This window comes from Pseudomonas sp. CFSAN084952, from assembly GCF_009648855.1.
Lineage (GTDB): Bacteria > Pseudomonadota > Gammaproteobacteria > Pseudomonadales > Pseudomonadaceae > Aquipseudomonas > Aquipseudomonas paracarnis.
On the sequence record NZ_CP045767.1, the window covers coordinates 2,312,980 to 2,332,577 of the forward strand.

The 19,598-nt window shown below is 62.4% G+C and carries 11 protein-coding genes; 8 read left to right on the forward strand and 3 right to left on the reverse strand.

Features of this window, described 5'->3' with window-relative positions; genetic code table 11:
* Positions 1 to 6: 6 nt before the first annotated feature.
* The 6 genes from GH769_RS10485 to GH769_RS10510 all read left to right on the forward strand — a co-directional run bounded on the left by GH769_RS10485 (position 7) and on the right by GH769_RS10510 (position 12,461).
* Positions 7 to 1,758 carry a type I secretion system permease/ATPase gene (locus GH769_RS10485; RefSeq protein WP_014718406.1) on the forward strand — a complete coding sequence of 584 codons (1,752 nt, stop codon included), beginning with the start codon at positions 7 to 9 and terminating at the stop codon, positions 1,756 to 1,758.
* Positions 1,755 to 3,068: an HlyD family type I secretion periplasmic adaptor subunit gene (locus GH769_RS10490; protein ID WP_014718407.1), complete on the forward strand. Its 1,314-nt coding sequence runs from the start codon at positions 1,755 to 1,757 to the stop codon at positions 3,066 to 3,068. Before GH769_RS10485 ends, GH769_RS10490 begins: the two co-directional genes overlap by 4 nt.
* Positions 3,069 to 3,070: 2 nt before the next feature.
* Entirely contained in the window at positions 3,071 to 4,411 is a 1,341-nt protein-coding gene (locus GH769_RS10495; RefSeq protein WP_003191155.1) for a TolC family outer membrane protein, read from the forward strand.
* 142 nt (positions 4,412 to 4,553) lie between these two features.
* Positions 4,554 to 7,511 (forward strand): autotransporter serine protease, encoded by a 2,958-nt coding sequence (locus GH769_RS10500; protein ID WP_032903423.1) that lies wholly within the window; start codon positions 4,554 to 4,556, stop codon positions 7,509 to 7,511.
* A 225-nt stretch (positions 7,512 to 7,736) separates the two neighbouring features.
* On the forward strand, positions 7,737 to 10,844 hold the full coding sequence (locus GH769_RS10505; RefSeq protein WP_019820082.1) for an autotransporter domain-containing protein: 3,108 nt from the start codon (positions 7,737 to 7,739) through the stop codon (positions 10,842 to 10,844).
* A gap of 192 nt (positions 10,845 to 11,036) precedes the next feature.
* The gene (locus GH769_RS10510; RefSeq protein ID WP_032903424.1) at positions 11,037 to 12,461 is read left to right on the forward strand and encodes a lipase; all 1,425 of its coding nucleotides are present in this window, start codon (positions 11,037 to 11,039) and stop codon (positions 12,459 to 12,461) included.
* A gap of 121 nt (positions 12,462 to 12,582) precedes the next feature.
* Here GH769_RS10510 and GH769_RS10515 read toward each other — a convergent pair whose 3' ends face one another.
* Positions 12,583 to 12,807, reverse strand: coding sequence for a YgdI/YgdR family lipoprotein (locus tag GH769_RS10515; RefSeq protein WP_003191162.1), 225 nt, complete (start codon positions 12,805 to 12,807; stop codon positions 12,583 to 12,585).
* 189 nt (positions 12,808 to 12,996) lie between these two features.
* On the opposite strand from GH769_RS10515, the gene GH769_RS10520 reads away from it, so the two are divergent.
* The gene (locus tag GH769_RS10520) at positions 12,997 to 14,643 is read left to right on the forward strand and encodes a VRR-NUC domain-containing protein (RefSeq protein WP_032903425.1); all 1,647 of its coding nucleotides are present in this window, start codon (positions 12,997 to 12,999) and stop codon (positions 14,641 to 14,643) included.
* Complete coding sequence (locus GH769_RS10525; protein ID WP_032903426.1) at positions 14,640 to 16,901, forward strand: ATP-dependent DNA helicase; 2,262 nt, start codon at positions 14,640 to 14,642, stop codon at positions 16,899 to 16,901. The genes GH769_RS10520 and GH769_RS10525 overlap by 4 nt, the downstream gene beginning before the upstream one ends.
* A gap of 31 nt (positions 16,902 to 16,932) precedes the next feature.
* Here GH769_RS10525 and GH769_RS10530 read toward each other — a convergent pair whose 3' ends face one another.
* The gene (locus tag GH769_RS10530; RefSeq protein ID WP_014718413.1) at positions 16,933 to 17,883 is read right to left on the reverse strand and encodes an alpha-E domain-containing protein; all 951 of its coding nucleotides are present in this window, start codon (positions 17,881 to 17,883) and stop codon (positions 16,933 to 16,935) included.
* A gap of 2 nt (positions 17,884 to 17,885) precedes the next feature.
* On the reverse strand, positions 17,886 to 19,295 hold the full coding sequence (locus tag GH769_RS10535) for a circularly permuted type 2 ATP-grasp protein (RefSeq protein ID WP_014718414.1): 1,410 nt from the start codon (positions 19,293 to 19,295) through the stop codon (positions 17,886 to 17,888).
* Positions 19,296 to 19,598 lie beyond the last annotated feature (303 nt).

Below are 19,598 nucleotides of genomic sequence, written 5' to 3' on the forward strand. Positions count from 1 at the left end.
ATTAATATGGCGAAGTCCCATGGGGTGGCGCCCTTATTCAGGGCGTTGGGTGAATACAAGAGTATTTTGATCAGCGTTGGCTGTTTCACGGCATTGATTAACCTATTAATGCTGGTGCCCTCGATTTACATGCTGCAAGTGTATGACCGGGTGTTGTCCTCCCAGAATGAAACCACCCTGGTGATGTTGACGCTGATGGTCGTGGGCTTCTTTGCGTTTATCGGCCTGCTGGAAGTGGTGCGCAGCTTTATCGTGATCCGCATTGGCAGCCAGTTGGAGCGACGTTTCAACTTGCGCGTGTACAAAGCCGCGTTCGAACGCAACCTGCAGCGCGGCCAAGGGCACGCCGGGCAATCCTTGGGCGACCTGACCGCTCTGCGCCAATTCATCACGGGGCCAGCGCTGTTCGCGTTTTTCGATGCGCCCTGGTTCCCGATCTACCTGTTCGTGATTTTCCTGTTCAATGTGTGGCTCGGCGTGCTGGCCACGGCCGGCGCGGTGCTGTTGATTGGCCTGGCGTGCCTTAACGAATACCTGACCAAAAAGCCATTGGGCGAGGCCAGCGGTTATTCGCAGCAGTCCACCCAACTGGCCACCAGCCATTTGCACAACGCCGAAACCATCCAGGCCATGGGCATGCTCGGTGCGCTGCGCCAACGCTGGTTTGGCGTGCATTCGCAGTTCCTGGGCTTGCAGAACCAGGCCAGCGACACCGGTTCGATCATCACCTCCTTAAGCAAATCCTTGCGCCTGTGCCTGCAATCTTTGGTGCTGGGCCTGGGCGCCTACCTGGTGATCAAGGGCGACATGACCGCCGGCATGATGATCGCAGGCTCCATCTTGATGGGCCGCGTACTCAGCCCCATCGACCAACTGATTGCAGTGTGGAAGCAATGGAGTTCGGCCAAGCTGGCCTATCAGCGCCTCGACGAACTGCTGCGCGAATTCCCGCCAGAGGTCGAGCACATGGCCTTGCCTGCGCCCAACGGCCAAGTCAGTTTCGAACAGGTCAGCGCCGGCCCGCCGGGGCGGCGCATGGCGACCCTGCATCAGGTCAGCTTTAACCTGGCTGCCGGTGAAGTGCTGGGCGTGCTCGGCGCGTCCGGTTCCGGTAAGTCCACCCTGGCTCGCGTGCTGGTGGGCGTGTGGCCAACCCTGGCCGGTACCGTACGCCTGGACGGCGCGGATATTCACCGCTGGAACCGCGACGACCTCGGCCCGCATATCGGCTATTTGCCCCAGGACATCGAGCTGTTTAGTGGCAGCATCGCCGACAACATCGCGCGCTTTCGCGAGGCCGACCCGGAACTGGTGGTCAAGGCCGCGCAACAGGCCGGCGTGCATGAACTGATCCTGCGCCTGCCCCAAGGCTACGACACCGTGCTGGGCGACAACGGCGGTGGCTTGTCCGGCGGCCAGAAACAACGCGTGGCCCTGGCCCGCGCCCTGTACGGCGGGCCGCGCCTGATCGTGCTGGACGAACCCAACTCCAACCTCGACACCGTCGGCGAAGCCGCATTGGCCAGCGCCATCATGCAGATGAAAGCCCAGGGCAGCAGCGTGGTGCTGGTCACCCATCGTTCCTCGGCATTGGCCCAGGCCGATAAGTTGCTAGTGCTCGGCGAAGGCCAACTGCAAGCGTTCGGGCCCAGTCAGGAGGTGCTGCGGGCGTTGTCCGGGCAGCAGGAAGCGCCGAAAGAAAAAACCGGTGTCAGCTTCAGCCGTCACTACCAGGCCGGAAGGAATCCAGGCGCATGAGCAGCCTTACTGTTGAACCTCAAATCAAAGAACGCGATGCCGGCTTTTTCGTAAAAATGGGCTGGGTGATGACCATTGTCGGTGCCGGTGGGTTTTTCCTCTGGGCCAGCCTCGCACCGTTGGACCAAGGCATTCCGGTCCAAGGCACCGTGGTGGTGTCTGGCAAGCGCAAGGCGGTACAAACCTTCAGCCCCGGCGTGGTCAGCCGCATCCTGGTGAAAGAGGGCGAGTTGGTCAAGCAAGGCCAGCCGCTGTTTCGTCTCGACCAGACCCAGAACCAGGCCGATGTGCAATCGCTGCAAGCCCAGTACCGCATGGCCTGGGCCAGCGTGGCGCGCTGGCAGAGCGAGCGTGACAACCTCTCCAGCATCACCTTTCCTGCAGAACTGAGTGCCAACCCCGATCCGGCCTTGATGCTGGTGCTAGAAGGTCAGCGCCAACTGTTCAGCAGCCGTCGCGACGCGTTTGCCCGTGAACAAGCCGGGATCCGCGCCAGCATCGAGGGCGCCAACTCTCAGCTAAGTGGTATGCGCCGTGCCCGCAGTGACTTGACCGCCCAGGCCCAATCTCTGCGCGCGCAACTGAGCAACCTGCAACCCTTGGCCGACAACGGCTACATCCCGCGCAACCGCCTGATGGACTACCAGCGCCAGTTATCCCAGGTGCAGCAGGACCTGGCGCAAAACGCCGGTGAAAGCGGCCGGATAGAGCAGGGCATTGTTGAGTCGCGGCTCAAATTGCAGCAGCACAGCGAGGAATATCAAAAAGAGGTGCGCAGCCAATTGGCCGACGCGCAACTGCGCAGCCTGACCCTTGAACAGCAACTGACCTCCGCCGGCTTCAACCTGCAACACAGCGAGATCAACGCGCCGGCCGATGGCATCGCGGTCAACCTCAGCGTGCACACCGAAGGCGCCGTGGTGCGTGCCGGTGAAACCCTGTTGGAGATCGTGCCCCAGGGCACACGCCTGGAAGTGGAAGGGCACCTGCCGGTGCATTTGGTGGACAAGGTCGGCACACACTTGCCGGTCGACATCCTCTTCACCGCCTTCAACCAAAGCCGCACGCCACGGGTGCCGGGCGAAGTCAGCCTGATCTCCGCCGACCAGATGCTCGATGAAAAGACCGGTGCGCCGTACTACGTGCTGCGCACCAGCGTCAGCGAGGCGGCGATGGAAAAACTCAACGGCCTGGTGATCAAGCCCGGCATGCCCGCCGAGATGTTCGTGCGCACCGGCGAGCGTTCACTGCTCAACTATCTGTTCAAGCCGCTGCTGGACCGCGCCGGCTCTGCGTTGACTGAGGAATGAGCATGAAGCCAGTGTTCATTTCGCTGTTGCTGGTGTGTGGCAGTGCCCAGGCCGCGATGGGGCCCTTCGATGTGTACGAGCAGGCGCTGCGCAACGACCCGGTGTTCCTCGGCGCCATCAAGGAGCGCGACGCCGGCCTGGAAAACCGCACCATTGGCCGTGCCGGCTTGCTGCCGCGGCTGTCCTACAACTACAACAAGGGCCGCAACAATTCCGAAGCGCACCTGCCCGACGGGCGCGGCGGTAGTTACCGCGACGACCGTAACTACAACAGCTATGGCTCGACCTTCAGCCTGCAACAGCCGTTGTTCGACTACGAAGCCTATGCCAACTACCGCAAGGGCGTGGCCCAGGCGCTGTTCGCCGATGAAAGCTTTCGCGACAAGAGCCAGGCGTTGCTGGTGCGGGTGTTGAGCTATTACACCCAGGCTCTGTTTGCTCAGGACCAGATCGACATCGCCAGGGCCAAGAAGAAGGCGTTCGAACAACAGTTCCAGCAGAACCGGCATTTGTTCCAGCAAGGCGAGGGCACCCGCACCGATATCCTTGAAGCCGAGTCGCGCTACGAGTTGGCCACCGCCGAAGAGATCCAGGCCCTGGATGAGCAGGACGCCTCGCTCCGGGAGTTGGGCGCATTGATCGGTGTGCAAAGCGTCAACATCAACGACCTGGCACCGCTGAACCAGAGCTTTGCCGCGTTCACCCTGACCCCGGCCAACTACGACACCTGGCATGAGTTGGCGCTGACCAACAACCCTGTGCTGGCTTCGCAGCGCCAGTCCCTGGAAGTGGCGCGCTATGAAGTGGAACGCAACCGTGCCGGGCATTTGCCCAGAATCACCGCGTATGCCACCTCGCGCAAGCAGGAGTCCGACAGCGGCAACACCTATAACCAGCGCTACGACACCAACACCATCGGCGTCGAAGTGAGCATGCCGCTGTATGCCGGTGGCGGTATCTCGGCCTCCACCCGCCAGGCCAGCCGCGCGATGGAGCAGGCGGAGTACGAGCTGGAAGGCAAGACCCGGGAAACCCTGATCGAATTGCGTCGCCAGTTCAGTGCGTGCCTGTCGGGCGTGAGTAAGTTGCGCGCCTATCAGAAAGCGCTGGCATCTGCCGAGGCGCTGGTGGTGTCGACCAAGCAGAGCATTCTCGGCGGCGAGCGCGTCAACCTCGATGCCTTGAACGCCGAACAGCAGCTGTACAGCACCCGCCGCGACCTGGCCCAGGCGCGTTATGACTACTTGATGGCCTGGACCAAATTGCACTATTACGCGGGCAACTTGCGTGACACCGACTTGGCCAAAGTGGACGAAGCCTTCGGCCCGGATGGAAAACTGTAGGAGCGCGTATTTTGTGGCGAGGGAGCTTGCTCCCGCTCGACAGCGAAGCTGGAGCCGGCTTTTTTAGGGAGCGCTTCGCACTCCAGCGGGAGCAAGCTCCCTCGCCACAGGGCAGGGAATAACAATAATAGGGAGTGTGCACATGATCACCGATTCACCACGTTTCAAACCCTTCACCGCAGGTTCCTTGCTCTTGCTGTCCGTTGCGGCACAGGCGCAATACACCGAGACCGGCCAACCGGGTAACCCCGCCAGCTGGCGCTCCGCCGAGTACCAGAGCGACTGGGGACTGGGCCGCATGAAGGCCGATGAAGCCTACGCCGCCGGGATCAGCGGCCAAGGCGTGAAAATCGGTGCGCTGGACTCAGGGTTCGATACCAATCACCCGGAAGCCTCCAAAGACCGTTTCCACCCGGTCACCGCCACGGGCACCTATGTCGATGGCAGCGCCTTCAGCACCACGGGCGCGCTCAACCCGAACAATGATTCCCACGGCACCCACGTCACCGGCACCATGGGCGCCGCTCGCGACGGCGTGGGCATGCATGGGGTTGCGTACAACGCGCAAGTCTATGTGGGCAACACCAACGCTAACGACAGCTTCCTGTTCGGCCCCACGCCAGACCCCAAATACTTCAAGACCGTGTACACCGCTTTGGTGGACTCCGGCGTGCGCGCCATCAACAACAGCTGGGGCAGCCAGCCCAAGGACGTCAGCTACCAGACCCTGGACAACATGCATGCGGCGTACGCCCAGCATTACAACCGTGGCACCTGGCTGGACGCGGCCGCGGACGTGGCCAAGGCCGGTGTGATCAACGTGTTCAGCGCCGGCAACAGCGGCTATGCCAACGCCAGCGTGCGCTCGGCCTTGCCGTATTTCCAGCCGGAACTGGAAGGCCACTGGCTGGCCGTGTCGGGGTTGGATAAGGCCAATAACCAGAAATACAACAAATGCGGCGTCGCCAAGTACTGGTGTATTTCTACCCCCGGCGCGCTGATCAACAGCACCATTCCTGACGGGGGGTATGGGGTGAAGTCCGGCACCTCGATGTCAGCGCCCCATGCCACCGGCGCGTTGGCGCTGGTGATGGAACGTTATCCCTACATGACCAACGAGCAAGCCTTGCAGGTGCTGCTGACCACCGCCACGCAGCTCGACGGCTCGATCACCCAGGCGCCCAACGCCATTGTCGGCTGGGGCGTGCCTGACCTGGGCCGGGCGATGCACGGTCCTGGGCAACTGCTCGGGCCCATGGAGGTCAACCTGGCCGCCGGGCAGGGCGATGTGTGGAGCAACGGCATCTCCGACCAGGCGCTCATCCAGCGCCAGGCCGAGGACCGCGCCGAGCACACGGCCTGGCAGCAAACCCTGATCGACAAGGGTTGGCAAAACGGCGTGGGTGCCTCTGCCAGCCAGCAGGACCAGACTGATTACGCCATCGGCAGTGCCCGCGACCAAGCGGCGGCCCAGCGTGTGTACGAGGGCAGCCTGATCAAGGCCGGTGCCGGCAGTCTGGTGCTCAGCGGCGACAGCACCTATCGCGGTGCGACCCTGGTCAACGGCGGACTGTTGGCCGTCAATGGCTCGCTGACTTCGGCAGTGACGGTCAATGACAGCGGCACCCTCGGCGGTTCCGGGCGTATCGCCGCGTTGTCGGTAAACAACGGCGGCCGTGTGGCGCCGGGCAATTCCGTGGGCACCTTGCAAGTGGCAGGGGGCGTAAACCTCGGCGCCGGCTCGACCTATGCCGTGGAGCTGACGCCCACCAGCAGTGACCGCATTGTCGCCGGTGGCCAGGCGATTCTTGGCGGCGGCACCGTCACGCTGGCGCTGGAAAACAGCCCGACCTTGCTCAGCCAGAGCCAGGCCCACAGCCTGATTGGCCGGCAGTACTCGATTCTCGAGGCGGCGGGTGGCATTCAGGGCCAGTTCGGGCAAGTGCTGCCCAACTACCTGTTCCTCGGTGGCACCCTCGACTACGCCGCCAATGCCGTGCAACTGAACGTGGGGCGCAACGACGCCAGCTTCGCCAGCGTCGGCGCGACCCGCAACCAGCGAAACGTTGCGGCTGCCGCCGAGCAATTGGGCGCCGGCAACCCGGTGTATGAAAGCCTGCTGCAGTCGCAATCGGTTGCCGTGGCCCAGCAGGGCTTGCAACAACTGTCCGGGGAAATCTACCCCGCCGTGGGTGCGATGTTGATCAACGACAGCCTGCAACTGCGTAATGCCGTGGGCGAGCGCCTGCGCCATGTGCCAGTGGCCGGTGAAAGCAACCTGTGGTTCAAAGCACTGGGCGCCTGGGGCAAGACTGATAGCCGCACTGAAACGGCGGGGTCCACCACCTCCATCGGCGGCCTGTTGGCGGGTGTGGACGGCGCGCTGGATGAGCAGACCCGCGTGGGTGTGGTTGCCGGCTACAGCGACAGCTCCTTGAACATGGGCAGCGGTACCCATTCATCGGCGTCCATCGACAGCTACCACTTTGGCGCGTACGCCGGGCGCGAGCTGGGTGACTGGCGCCTGAGCGTCGGCGGTGCCTACAGTTGGCATCGCGGCGACGTGAAGCGCGACCTGCAATGGGGGGATGTCAGCGGCAAGCAAAAAACCAAGCTGGACGCGACCACGGCGCAGGTCTTCACCGAAGCCGCGTACCGCATCCGCCTGCAAGCGGTGGCCCTGGAGCCGTTCGCCAACCTGGCCTATGTGCATCTGAACAGCGAGTCCTTCCACGAAAAAGGTGATGCCGCTGCCCTGGAACGCGGCAGCGACCGGCGTGATGCGGTGCTCAGCACCCTCGGTGTGCGCGCCCTGAAAACCCTGGCCCTCAATGACCACCAGCAACTGGACCTGTCCGGTTCGTTGGGCTGGCAACACAGCCTGACGGCGGTGGAGTCAGAGGAACACCTGGCGTTTGTCGCCGGCGGGCCTTCATTTGCGGTGCGCAGTGCGCCATTGCTGCGCGACGCTGCCCTGGTGGGCGTGCAGGCCAGCCTGGCGTTGAATGCGTCGACGCGGGTCAACCTGGATTACAACGGCCAGCTGGGTGGGCGCGCGAAAACCCAGGGCGTGGGCTTGAGCCTGAACTGGCAGTTCTGAAGACACCGCGAACCTGATCGTTCCCACGCTCCGCTGATCGTTCCCACGCTCCGCTGATCGTTCCCACGCTCCGCGTGGTAACGCCTCCTGTGACGCTCCGCGTCACGCTTTGGGACGCAGAGCGTCCGGGGCCGCATTTCCACGCGGAGCGTGGGAATGATCAGCGGCGGTGTTCTGGAGAAAGTGATTTACACACGTGCAATAAGAAAACTAAGGAAGGTCACCGTGAAAAAAAGCAAGTCAGGGTTAACTACCGCCATCCACACAGGCCCGGGCTATCCGCTCAAGGCGCTGAGCTGCGTGCCATACGGCGCGTTGCTGTGTTGCCTGGCAAGCCTGGGGACCGCCCAGGCTGCACCCTATGTGGAAACCGGCAAACTGGGCGACGCCGCCAGCTGGCGCAGCAATGAGTTCAAGGCCGACTGGGGCCTGGGCGCCGTGCACGCCGACACCGCCTATGCGGCTGGCTATACCGGCAAGGGCGTCAAGCTGGGGATCTTCGACCAGCCGGTGTACGCCCAGCACCCGGAGTTTGCCAGCCCCGACAAGGTGGTGACGATTGTCACCGAGGGCATTCGCCAATACACCGACCCGTATATCCCAGTGAAGGCCGGCGACGCGTTCCGCTACGACGGCACGCCGTCCAAGGACTCCAACGGCAAGCTGGGTAACCACGGCACCCATGTCGGCGGCATTGCGGCCGGTAACCGCGATGGCGGGCCGATGCACGGCGTGGCGTTCAACGCACAAATCCTCACCGCCGAAAACGGTGACCCGGGCCCGGAAGACGGGATCATCCTCGGCAACGACGGCGCCGTGTACAAGGCCGGCTGGGATGGGCTGGTCGCCAGTGGCGCGCGTATCATCAACAACAGCTGGGGCATCGGCATCGGTGATCAGTACGCCAAGGGCGGCCGCGATCCGGCGTTCCCCAATTTCACCGTCAACGAAGCCCAGGCGCAGTTCAATACCATCAGGCCGATCCTTGGCACCCTAGCAGGTGGCGCGTACCAAGGCGCCATCGACGCGGCCCGTAGCGGTGTGCTGACCATCTTTGCTGCAGGCAATGACTACAACCTCAACAACCCGGATGCGATTTCCGGCCTTGCGTATTTTGTGCCAGAGATCGCGCCTAACTGGCTGTCCGTCGCGGCCCTCCAGCAGAACCCGAATACGGCAAGCCCCGATCCGTATGTGATCAGTACTTTCTCCTCGCGTTGTGGCTATGCGGCGAGCTTTTGCGTGTCGGCACCCGGCACCAAGATCTACAGTTCGATCATCAACGGTACCGACCTGAGCAACCTCACCACCGACTGGGCCAACAAAAATGGCACCTCCATGGCCGCACCTCACGTGGCAGGCGCCGCAGCGGTGCTGATGGAGCGCTTCCAATACATGAGCGGCGACCAGATCTCCACCGTGCTCAAGACCACCGCCACCGACCTCGGCGCGCCGGGCATCGATTCGCTGTATGGCTGGGGCATGATCAACCTGGGCAAGGCGGTCAACGGCCCCGGGATGTTTATCACCGCTGAGGATATCCCGGCCGAGTTCCGTATCGACGGCGCCTACGGCAGCGGCCAGTTCGTCGCGGACCTGCCGGGTGTCGGCGCGGTGGTGGATGCCGGCAAACCCACCCAGCGTGTGTGCGATGACCTGCACTGCGGGCGGGATGTGTGGAGCAACGACATCTCGGGCCATGGCGGCCTGACCAAGCAAGGCATCGGTACCTTGGTGCTCACCGGCGCCAATACTTACAGCGGGCCGACGCTGGTCAACCAGGGCTTGCTGGCAATCAACGGTTCGGTCACCTCCGACGTTACCGTCAGCCAGAGCGGTGTGGTCGGTGGTTCGGGGCGTATCGGTTCGCTGAGCGCGAAAAGCGGCGGCACCGTGGCGCCGGGCAATTCCATCGGCACCTTGAACGTGGCGGGCAACGTCAACTTTGAACCGGGTTCGACCTACGCGGTAGAACTGTCGCCCACCAGCAGCGATCGCATCGTCGCCGGCGGCACGGCCACCCTCAACGGCGGCACCGTGACTCTTGCCCTGGAAAACAGCCCGACCTTGCTGAGCGCCACCCAGGCCCAAAGCCTGATCGGCCGTCAGTACAACATCCTGCAAGCGGCAGGCGGCGTCACCGGTAGCTTCGCGGCAGTGGTGCCCAATTACCTGTTTGTCGGCGGCACCTTGAACTACGCCGCCAACGGTGTGCAGCTGGATGTGGCACGCACTAACAGCTTCGCCAGCGTGGCGGCTACGCCGAACCAGCGCGCCGTGGCCGCCGCCGCCGAGCAATTGGGCGCAGGCAATGGCGTGTATGAAAGCTTGCTGCTGGCACCCACGGCCGCTTCGGCTCAAGGCGCGTTCCAGCAACTGAGCGGGGAGGTATACCCGGCGCTGGAAACCGCACTGGTCAATGACAGCCGCTACGTACGCGAAGCGGTGGGCGAACGCCTGCGCAATGGCGAGATGGGCGCTACCAGCCAAGCCATCGACAGCCGTGGCAACGTGTGGGTCAAGGCACTGGGTGCATGGGGCAAGACCGACAGCCGCAACGACACGGCGGGCTACACCACCTCTATCGGCGGCATGCTCGCCGGTGTGGACGGCGCCCTCGATGAGGCCACACGCATCGGCCTGGTGGCCGGCTACAGCGACACGTCGCTGAACATGGGCAGCGGCACCCACAGCCGCGCCTCGGTCGACAGCTATCATTTCGGCGCCTATGCCGGGCATGAAATCGGCGCCTGGCGCCTGAGTGGCGGCGCGACCTACAGCTGGCACCGCGCCGATGTCAAACGCGACCTGCAATACGGCGACGTCAGCGGCAAGCAAAAAGCCAAGGTCGATGCCCACAGCACCCAGGTATTCACGGAGGCGGCGTACCGTATCAACCTGCAACCGCTGGCCCTGGAGCCGTTCGCCAATCTGGCCTACGTGCACCTGGACACTGACAGCTTCAAAGAGAAGGGCGACGCCGCCGCGCTGAGAAGTGGCGACGACAGCCGTGACCTGGTGCTCAGCACCCTGGGTATGCGTGCCTTGAAGACCTTCAATATCAACGACCATCAGCAACTGGAAGTCTCCGGCACCCTGGGCTGGCAGCACAACCTGAGCAGCACCGATTCGGAGCAGCACCTGGCGTTTGCCTCGGGCGGCCCGTCGTTCACGGTGGAAAGTGCGCCAATGGTGCGCGATGCCGCGTTGGTCGGAGCACGGGTCAGCCTGGCATTGAGCAAGGATGCGCGGGTGAACTTCGATTACAACGGCCTGCTGGCCAGCAAGGAGAAGGTGCACGGCGTCGGCTTGAGCCTGGACTGGGCGTTCTAAAGGCCAGATGCAGTGGGTTGTGGCGAGGGAGCTTGCTCCCGCTCGGGTGCGCAGCGCCCGCAAGTTTTTGGGGCCGCAGCGCAGCCCAGCGGGAGCAAGCTCCCTCGCCACACAAGCTCGCTCCTACAGGTGGTAACGGATAACAGGTGTTTTGGCTTTCTCTACAAATCCAACAACAGAGAGGCACTACCAATGGGTATCTTTGACTATAAAAACCTCGGTACCGAGGACTCCAAGGCGTTGTTCGCCGATGCCATGGCGATCACGCTGTATTCCTACCACAACCTGGATAACGGCTTTGCCGTCGGTTACCAGAACAACGGCCTCGGGCTGGGCTTGCCTGCCACCCTGGTCAGCGCGCTGATTGGCGGCAGCAATGCCCAAGGGGTCATCCCCGGGATCCCCTGGAACCCCGACTCGGAAAAAGCCGCCCTGGAGGCGGTGCAAGCAGCCGGCTGGAAGCCTATCAGCGCCAGTACCCTGGGCTACAGCGGCAAGGTCGATGCGCGCGGCACCTTCTTTGGCGAAAAATTCGGCTACGGCACGGCGCAGGCCGAGGTGCTGGGCAAGTACGATGATGCGGGCAAGCTGCAGGAAATCGGCATCAGTTTTCGCGGCACTTCGGGGCCTCGGGAAAGCGTGATCACCGACTCCATCGGCGATGTGATCAGCGACCTGCTCGCCGCCTTCGGGCCCAAGGATTATGCCAAGAACTACGCGGGGGAAGCCTTTGGCGGCTTGCTCAAGAACGTGGCGGACTACGCCAGCGCCCAGGGCCTGGGCGGCAATGACGTGGTGGTCAGCGGCCACAGCCTTGGGGGCCTCGCGGTCAACAGCATGGCCGACTTGAGCGACAACAGCTGGTCGGGGTTCTATAAGGACTCCAACTACGTGGCCTACGCATCGCCGACCCAGAGCGCCGGCGACAAGGTGCTTAACGTCGGCTATGAAAACGACCCGGTGTTCCGCGCCCTGGATGGCTCGTCATTCAACCTGTCGTCCCTGGGCGTGCACGACAAGCCCCACGAGTCGAGCACCGACAACATCGTCAGCTTCAACGACCACTACGCTTCATCCCTGTGGAACCTGCTGCCATTTTCCATCCTCAACCTGCCCACCTGGGTCTCGCACTTGCCCACCGGTTACGGCGACGGCATGACCCGCATCCTCGACTCGGGCTTCTACGAACAGATGACCCGCGACTCGACGGTGATCGTCGCCAACCTGTCCGATCCGGCACGGGCCACCACCTGGGTGCAAGACCTCAACCGCAATGCCGAGGCGCACAAGGGCAATACCTTCATCATTGGCAGTGACGGCGACGACTTGATCAAAGGCGGCAGGGGCGCGGACTTTATCGAAGGTGGCAAGGGCAATGACACCATCCGTGACAGCAGCGGGCATAACACGTTTTTGTTTAGCGGGCAGTTTGGCAATGACCGGGTGATTGGCTACCAGACGACGGACAAGCTGGTGTTCAACGACGTGGCGGGCAGCACCGATTACCGCGATCACGTCAAGGTGGTGGGCGCGGATACCGTCATTAGCTTTGGTACGGATTCGGTGACGCTGGTGGGTGTGAGCAGTCTGTCGGGGGAGGGGATAGTCATCAGCTAACGTATTCGGTGTGGGAGCTTGCTTGCCTGCGATGGCGGCGGTCGAGACAGCCATGCGGTGACTGACAAATCGCTATCGCAGGCAAGCCAGCTCCCACATTTGATGGGGTGTTGCTAGAAGATCACTTTTCCTTACGCACCGTGGCCACATCATCGGCCTTGATACGAATACGCTTGCCGGCAATATCGGTGAACTCGTAGAAGCCGTCGGCGGTCTTGGCGTTGGGCGTGTCCTTGGTCAAATACTGCGTGCCGTTCTGCAAGGTCACCACGGTTTGCGTGGAGCAACCGGCCAATACCAGAAAAGTGAGTGCAACCAGTGGCAGACCCAAATTCTTCATGTTCATAACCCTTACCTTTAACCCTGAAAAGTCCCGCAGCGTCTGGCTGCGCGGCCATAAATATTACTTGATCAACCCCCTCATCAGATTGTTTTTTTGCAAAAAGTTGCAGGCGCCATTTATCTATTACTGATTGCAACAACCGCTTTGCCCCGGCACTCTGTATGCATAACCAGTATTTGATTGCTCTGCGCCATGGCCAACCCCCTCGAAGATCCCTTGTATTACCTGCATAACTTCCGCCAAGTGCTGGTTTGGTTGGGGCAGCGCTATGCCGATTTGCTCGATGCGCACGAACAGCATTTCATTCAGCAATTTGACAGGTTGCCTCTGGCGTCCCAGGCGTTGTTGGTGCGGATGGTGATGCGCAAGGGCGTGCATTTTCGCGCCACCAAGCTCCATTACCTGGAAATCGGTTGTCCTCATGCGGCGGCGGGGCCACTGCGTGAGTTGGGGTGGGTGGAGGATCAAAGCCCGCTGCCGTTTGCCACCCTGTTCGCCCTGCTGCAAAAAAGTGAATTGCTCGGCGCCTTCAGGCCCTGGATCGACCAACCCAAGGGCAACAAGGCCGACTGGCTTGAACCCTTGGCGGCGCAATTTACCGAACCGCGCAGCTTTGCCCAGTGGTGTCCCGACGTGGGCGATGTGCTGTATAGCCTGACAGTGATGGAGTTGTGTGATCGCCTGCGCCTGATGTTCTTCGGCAACCTGCACCAGGACTGGTCGGAATTCGTGTTGGCAGATCTGGGCATCTATACCTATGAAAAAGTCGAGTTCTGCGCCGAGTCTCGTGGTTTACGCAGCCGTGACGACGTGCATGGGTTTTTATTCCTGCACCAGTGCCAGCAAGCCTTTGAAGCCGGTGAGGCACTGGATACGGTGTTGGCGCAGGTCGCCACGTTGTGTACCGACAACCCGTGGCTGGAAAAGCGTCGTGCCAAGCTGCTGTTCCAGATCGGCCAGTATTGCGAACGGTGCGCCGAGCTGGCACTGGCCGAACAGATCTACCGCAATTGCACTCATCCCGGCGCGCGGGCGCGGCTGATCCGCGTACTGGAACGTCAGGAGGATTACGCCCAAGCCATGGCCCTGGCGACCGAGGCGCAACAGGCCCCACACAGCGCAGCGGAACACCAACACCTGCTTCGCGTAGTGCCGCGCCTGCGGCGCAAACTCGGCGGGCCGGCGCTGCCCAGGGCCAAGCCCCAAGCGGTGGCACGCCTGGACCTTTCGCTGGTGCAGGAACCGCTGCTGTCGGTGGAATCCTGCGTGCTGGCGCACTTGAGCGAACCGGATGCACCGGTGCATTACGTCGAGAATGGCCTGATCAATTCGCTGTTTGGCTTGCTGTGCTGGGAGGCGATTTTTGCGCCGCTGCCGGGGGCGTTCTTCCACCCGTTCCAGCGCGGGCCGGCGGACCTGCACAGCGAGGACTTTTATCAACGCCGAGAAGCCTTGTTTGCCGCGTGCTTTGCGCAACTGGAGGACGGTCGCTACAAGGCAAGCATCCGCCAACGCTACGTGGATAAATGGGGCATCCAGTCGCCCTTTGTGTTCTGGAACCTGCTGAGCGAAGACCTGCTGGAGCAAGCCCTGGCCTGCCTGCCCGCCGAGCATTTGCGCCATTGGTTCACGCGCCTGTTGCAGGATATCCGTGCCAACCGGGCCGGGATGCCGGACCTCATCCAGTTCTGGCCGGCGCAAAACACCTATCGCATGATCGAGGTCAAGGGGCCCGGCGACCGCCTGCAAGACAACCAGTTGCGTTGGCTGGCGTTCTGCGGCGAGTACCAGATGCCGGTCACCGTCTGCTACGTGCGTTGGGCGGAGCAACCCGCTTGAGTTACAGCGTGGCCGTGCGGGCGCTGTGTGAGTTCACGGCCAAGGTCGGTGACCTCGACCTGCGCTTTACGCCGTCGCCCAGCGCCCAGGAAGGCATCGTCGGCCATCGCACGGTGGCATCCCGGCGCAGCGCGCACTATCAGCACGAGGTCACCCTGGAGGGCGATTACCAGCAGCTCAAGGTGCGGGGCAGGGCGGACGGCTACGACCCGGACGCCAACCGCCTGGAAGAAGTCAAAACCTACCGTGGCGACCTCGCTGCCCAGCCCGCCAACCATCGGCAACTGCACTGGGCCCAGGTCAAGGTGTATGGCTGGCTGATGTGCCAGAAACTCGGGCTCGATCATATCGACCTGGCGCTGGTGTACTTCGACATCGTCGGCGAAGGCGAAACCGTGCTGAACCAGCGGTTCGATGCACCCGACCTTGAGCAGTTCTTCAATCAGCAATGCGCGCTGTTCCTGGACTGGGCCCGGCAGGAGATGCAGCACCGTGCGGCACGCAACGCTGGCGCGCAGAGCCTGGCGTTTCCCCATGTCGACTTCCGTACCGGGCAGCGCGACTTGGCCGAGTCGGTCTACAAAGCGGTGACTACGGGCCGGTGCCTGATGGCCCAGGCGCCCACGGGTATTGGCAAGACCATCGGCACCATCTTCCCGCTGCTCAAGGCCCTGGCGCCGCAGCAACTGGACAAGCTGTTCTTCCTCACCGCCAAGACGCCCGGGCGCAAGCTGGCGCTGGATGCCGCCCAGGTGCTGTACGACAGCAGCCCCGAGCTGTCACCGCGTGTGCTTGAACTGGTGGCCCGGGACAAGGCGTGCGAACACTTGGACAAAGCCTGCCACGGCGATTCCTGCCCATTGGCCAAGGGCTTTTATGACCGCCTGCCTGCCGCCCGCCAGGCCGCGTCCAAGGTGCGCCTGCTCGATCAACAAAGCCTGCGCAACGTGGCGCTGGCCCATCAGGTATGCCCGTACTACCTGAGCCAGGAAATGGCGCGCTGGAGCGACCTGATCGTCGCCGACTACAACTATTACTTCGACTTTGGCGCCATGCTGTTCGGCCTGGCCCAGCTCAACCAGTGGCGTGTCGCGGTGCTGGTGGACGAGGCGCACAACCTGGTCGAACGCGCGCGCTCGATGTACAGCGCTAGCCTGGACCAGTACAGCCTCAAGATCTTGCGCGATAACGCGCCCGAGCCCCTGAACAAACCCTTGCAGCGCTTGAACCGTGAGTGGAATGCCTTGCACAAGGACCAACTCGCACCGTATCAGGCGTACGCCGCCAAACCTGACAAACTGCTCCAGGCCCTGAGCCTGTGCACCAGCGCCATGGGCGACTACTTCAACGACCACCCCGAAGCCCTCAGCGGTGACCTGCAAGCCTTCTACTTCGACGCGCTGCAATGGGCCAAAGTGGCCGAGCTGTTCAATGAGCACTTTATCTTCGATATCACCAAGCGCTCGTTCAGCGGCAAGCGCAGCAGCTCGACCCTGTGCCTGCGCAACGTGGTGCCGGCCGAGTTCATCCGGCCCAGGCTGACCGCCGCGCGCAGCAGTGTGCTGTTTTCCGCGACCTTGAGCCCGCGCCATTATTACGCGGACTTGCTGGGCCTGCCGGCGGATACCGCCTGGGTTGATGTGGCATCACCGTTCAAGGCCGAGCAATTGCAGGTCAGCATCGTTGACCGCATCTCTACGCGGTTTGTGCATCGCCAGGCGTCGCTGGAACCTATCGTGGAACTGCTCGCGCGGCAATTCGCTGCGCAACCGGGTAACTACCTGGCGTTTTTCTCAAGCTTCGATTACCTGCAACAGGTGGCCCAGTTAATGGCCGAACGGCACCCGCAGATTGCGTTGTGGTTGCAGGCGCGGGGCATGGCCGAGGCCGAGCGCCAAGCCTTTTTGGAGCAGTTCACCCACCACAGCCAGGGCATTGGCTTTGCGGTGCTGGGCGGTGCGTTTGGCGAAGGTATCGACCTGCCCGGAGCGCGCCTGATCGGTGCGTTTATCGCCACCCTGGGTTTACCGCAGCTCAACCCGGTGAATGAGCAGATCAAGGCACGTATGGGCGCTGTTTTCGGCGCGGGGTATGACTACACCTACCTGTATCCCGGTATTCAGAAAGTTGTGCAGGCAGCGGGGAGGGTGATCCGCAGCCAGCAGGATCGCGGGGTGGTGATGCTGATCGATGACCGTTTTAGCGAATCGCGGGTGCAGCAGTTGTTGCCGCGTTGGTGGGCGATCAAGCCCCTGTAGGAGCGAGCAAGCTCGCTCCTACAGGTTTGGGCTACACCACTTCCAGGTAGGAGCTCTGTATCTCCCGGGCCAACTCACGCACGGTGTCGATGAATTCTGTCAGCCGAGTGTGCAGCCCATCTTCCAGAATCTCATCAATCCCCGTGTACCGCAGCCGCGCCTCGAACTCCGCCGCCAGGCGTTGCGCCGTGCGCCCGTAACTGCCGGGCAGGTCGGCCAGGATATGGCTCAACTCCTCGATGCAGGCATGCAGCGAACGCGGCACATCGCTGCGCAACAGCAGCAACTCTGACACCGAGCGTGCATTCAAGGCATTCGGATACAGCTCGGTATAGGCCTCGAACGACGACAACGCGCGCAGCAGGGCGCTCCACTGGTAATAACCGCGTGCCGATACGTCGCTGACTTCTTCCGACTCCTCGCCGAACATCTCATAGCGCGCATCCAGCAGGCGCAAGGTGTTGTCAGCACGTTCGACAAAGGTGCCCAGGCGAATGAAGCGGTACGCGTCATTGCGCATGATGGTGCCCGAGGTTGCGCCCCGAAACAGGTGCGAGCGTTGCTTGACCCAATCACAGAAGTGGCTGATGCCATGCCGTGCCAGGCCACCGGCGGCGATGCTGCGCATTTCCAGCCAGGTGGCGTTGAGGTTTTCCCACATGTCGGCGGTGATGCGCCCGCGTACCGCATGGGCATTGCCTCGGGCGGCACGCAGGCAGTTGTAGATGCTCGCGGGGTTTTGCGCGTCGAGCGCAAAGAAGTGCAACATGCGTTCGGCATCCAGGGTCTGGTGCCGCTCCAGGTAGCTGTCCAGGGTGCCGCTGCTGAGCAACGACATCGCCAGTTCATCCAGGCCATCGCTGCGCCCGGCCTGGGGCATCAAGGACAACGAATAACTGACTTCCAGCATGCGTGCCAGGTTCTCGGCGCGCTCCAGGTAACGCGACATCCAATACAGATCTGCAGCTGTTCTACTCAGCATACTCAGCCCTCCACCACCCAGGTGTCCTTGGTTCCACCGCCTTGCGACGAGTTGACGACCAGCGAGCCTTCCTTCAGCGCCACGCGGGTCAAGCCACCGGGCACCAGGCGGGTTTCCTTGCCCGAGAGCACGAAGGGTCGCAAGTCGATGTGCCGGGGCGCGATGCCGTTTTCGACAAAGGTCGGGCAGGTGGACAGGCTCAAGGTGGGTTGAGCGATATAGGCATGGGGGCGGGCCTTGATGCGCTGGCGGAAGTCTTCGATCTCGGCGGCCGTCGACGCCGGGCCCACCAGCATGCCGTAGCCGCCGGAGCCCTGGGTTTCCTTGACCACCAACTGCTCCAGGTTGGCCAGCACATGGGACAGCTCATCGGGCTTGCGGCATTGGAAGGTCGGCACGTTCTGCAGGACCGGTTCCTCGTCCAGGTAGAAGCGGATCATCGCGGGTACGTAGGGGTAGATCGACTTGTCGTCAGCCACCCCGGTGCCGATGGCATTGGCCAGCACCACATTGCCGGCGCAGTAAGCCGCCACCAGCCCCGGCACGCCGAGCATCGACTCGGGATTGAACGCCTGGGGGTCGAGGAAAGCATCGTCGATGCGTCGGTAGATCACGTCCACGGCCTTGGGGCCGTCGGTGGTGCGCATGAACACCTTGAGGTCCTGCACGAACAGGTCGGCGCCTTCCACCAGTTCCACGCCCATTTCCCGGGCAAGGAAGGCGTGTTCGAAGAAAGCGCTGTTGAAGCGCCCAGGGGTCAACACCACCACATTCGGGTTATCGAGGCGGCTGGCGCTCTTGAGGGTCTTGAGCAAGAGGTTGGGGTAGTGGTCCACCGGGGCAATGCGCTGCTTGGCGAACACTTCCGGGAACAGGCGCATCATCATCTTGCGGTCTTCGAGCATGTAGCTCACGCCGCTGGGGGTGCGCAGATTGTCTTCCAGCACGTAGTAGGTACCGTCGCCGTCGCGCACCAGGTCGACGCCCGAGATGTGCGAATAGATGCCGCGGTGCAGGTCGAGACCGACCATGGCTTTCTGATAGCCCTCATTGCCCAGGACCTGATCGGCGGGAATGATCCCGGCCTTGATAATGCGCTGGTCGTGGTAGATGTCGGCCAAAAACAGGTTCAGCGCGTTGACCCGTTGGATACAGCCGCGTTCGATCAGGCTCCACTCACTGGCGGGGATGCTGCGGGGAATGATGTCGAAGGGGATCAGGCGTTCGGTGTCTTGCTCGTCGCCATACAGGGTGAAGGTGATCCCGGCGCGATGGAACAGCAAATCAGCTTCACGGCGACGCTGGGCCAGCAGTTCCGGCGGCGTGTGGGCCAGCCAGCGAGAGAAGTCCTGATAATGCGCACGGCATACGCCGTTTGCGTCATTCATTTCATCAAAGAAAGATCGAGCCATTCCAGTACCTTGTCAGTGCCCAGTGTGGCTTTGGGTGGCACTGCCGCTTAAAAAAACGCATGTTTTTATGAGCCCGTGGCTGAAGGTGCCAACAGACCTGGTCCTTACTTTCTTATGGGGGCGGCTCTGGGTCGGGGGGTAACGCATGCTCCTGTTTTCGGGATGGTGAATGGATAAAGCAATGCCTGTGCCGGAATGCGAACTAGGCATCAATAACCTGTGGCGAGCGAGCTTGCTCGCGCCGGGCTGCGCAGCGGCCCCAATAAAAGCGGGAGCGCTGCGCACTCCAGCGCGAGCAAGCTC

What these genes read in the sequence shown, in the direction of transcription:
- GH769_RS10500 (WP_032903423.1), top strand. Translation starts at nt 4,554, where the DNA reads ATGATCACCGATTCACCACGTTTCAAACCCTTCACCGCAGGTTCCTTG.
- GH769_RS10490 (WP_014718407.1), top strand. Translation starts at nt 1,755, where the DNA reads ATGAGCAGCCTTACTGTTGAACCTCAAATCAAAGAACGCGATGCCGGC.
- GH769_RS10530 (WP_014718413.1), bottom strand. Translation starts at nt 17,883, where the DNA reads ATGCTGAGTAGAACAGCTGCAGATCTGTATTGGATGTCGCGTTACCTG.
- GH769_RS10515 (WP_003191162.1), bottom strand. Translation starts at nt 12,807, where the DNA reads ATGAACATGAAGAATTTGGGTCTGCCACTGGTTGCACTCACTTTTCTG.
- GH769_RS10510 (WP_032903424.1), top strand. Translation starts at nt 11,037, where the DNA reads ATGGGTATCTTTGACTATAAAAACCTCGGTACCGAGGACTCCAAGGCG.
- GH769_RS10535 (WP_014718414.1), bottom strand. Translation starts at nt 19,295, where the DNA reads ATGGCTCGATCTTTCTTTGATGAAATGAATGACGCAAACGGCGTATGC.
- GH769_RS10495 (WP_003191155.1), top strand. Translation starts at nt 3,071, where the DNA reads ATGAAGCCAGTGTTCATTTCGCTGTTGCTGGTGTGTGGCAGTGCCCAG.
- GH769_RS10520 (WP_032903425.1), top strand. Translation starts at nt 12,997, where the DNA reads ATGGCCAACCCCCTCGAAGATCCCTTGTATTACCTGCATAACTTCCGC.
- GH769_RS10485 (WP_014718406.1), top strand. Translation starts at nt 7, where the DNA reads ATGGCGAAGTCCCATGGGGTGGCGCCCTTATTCAGGGCGTTGGGTGAA.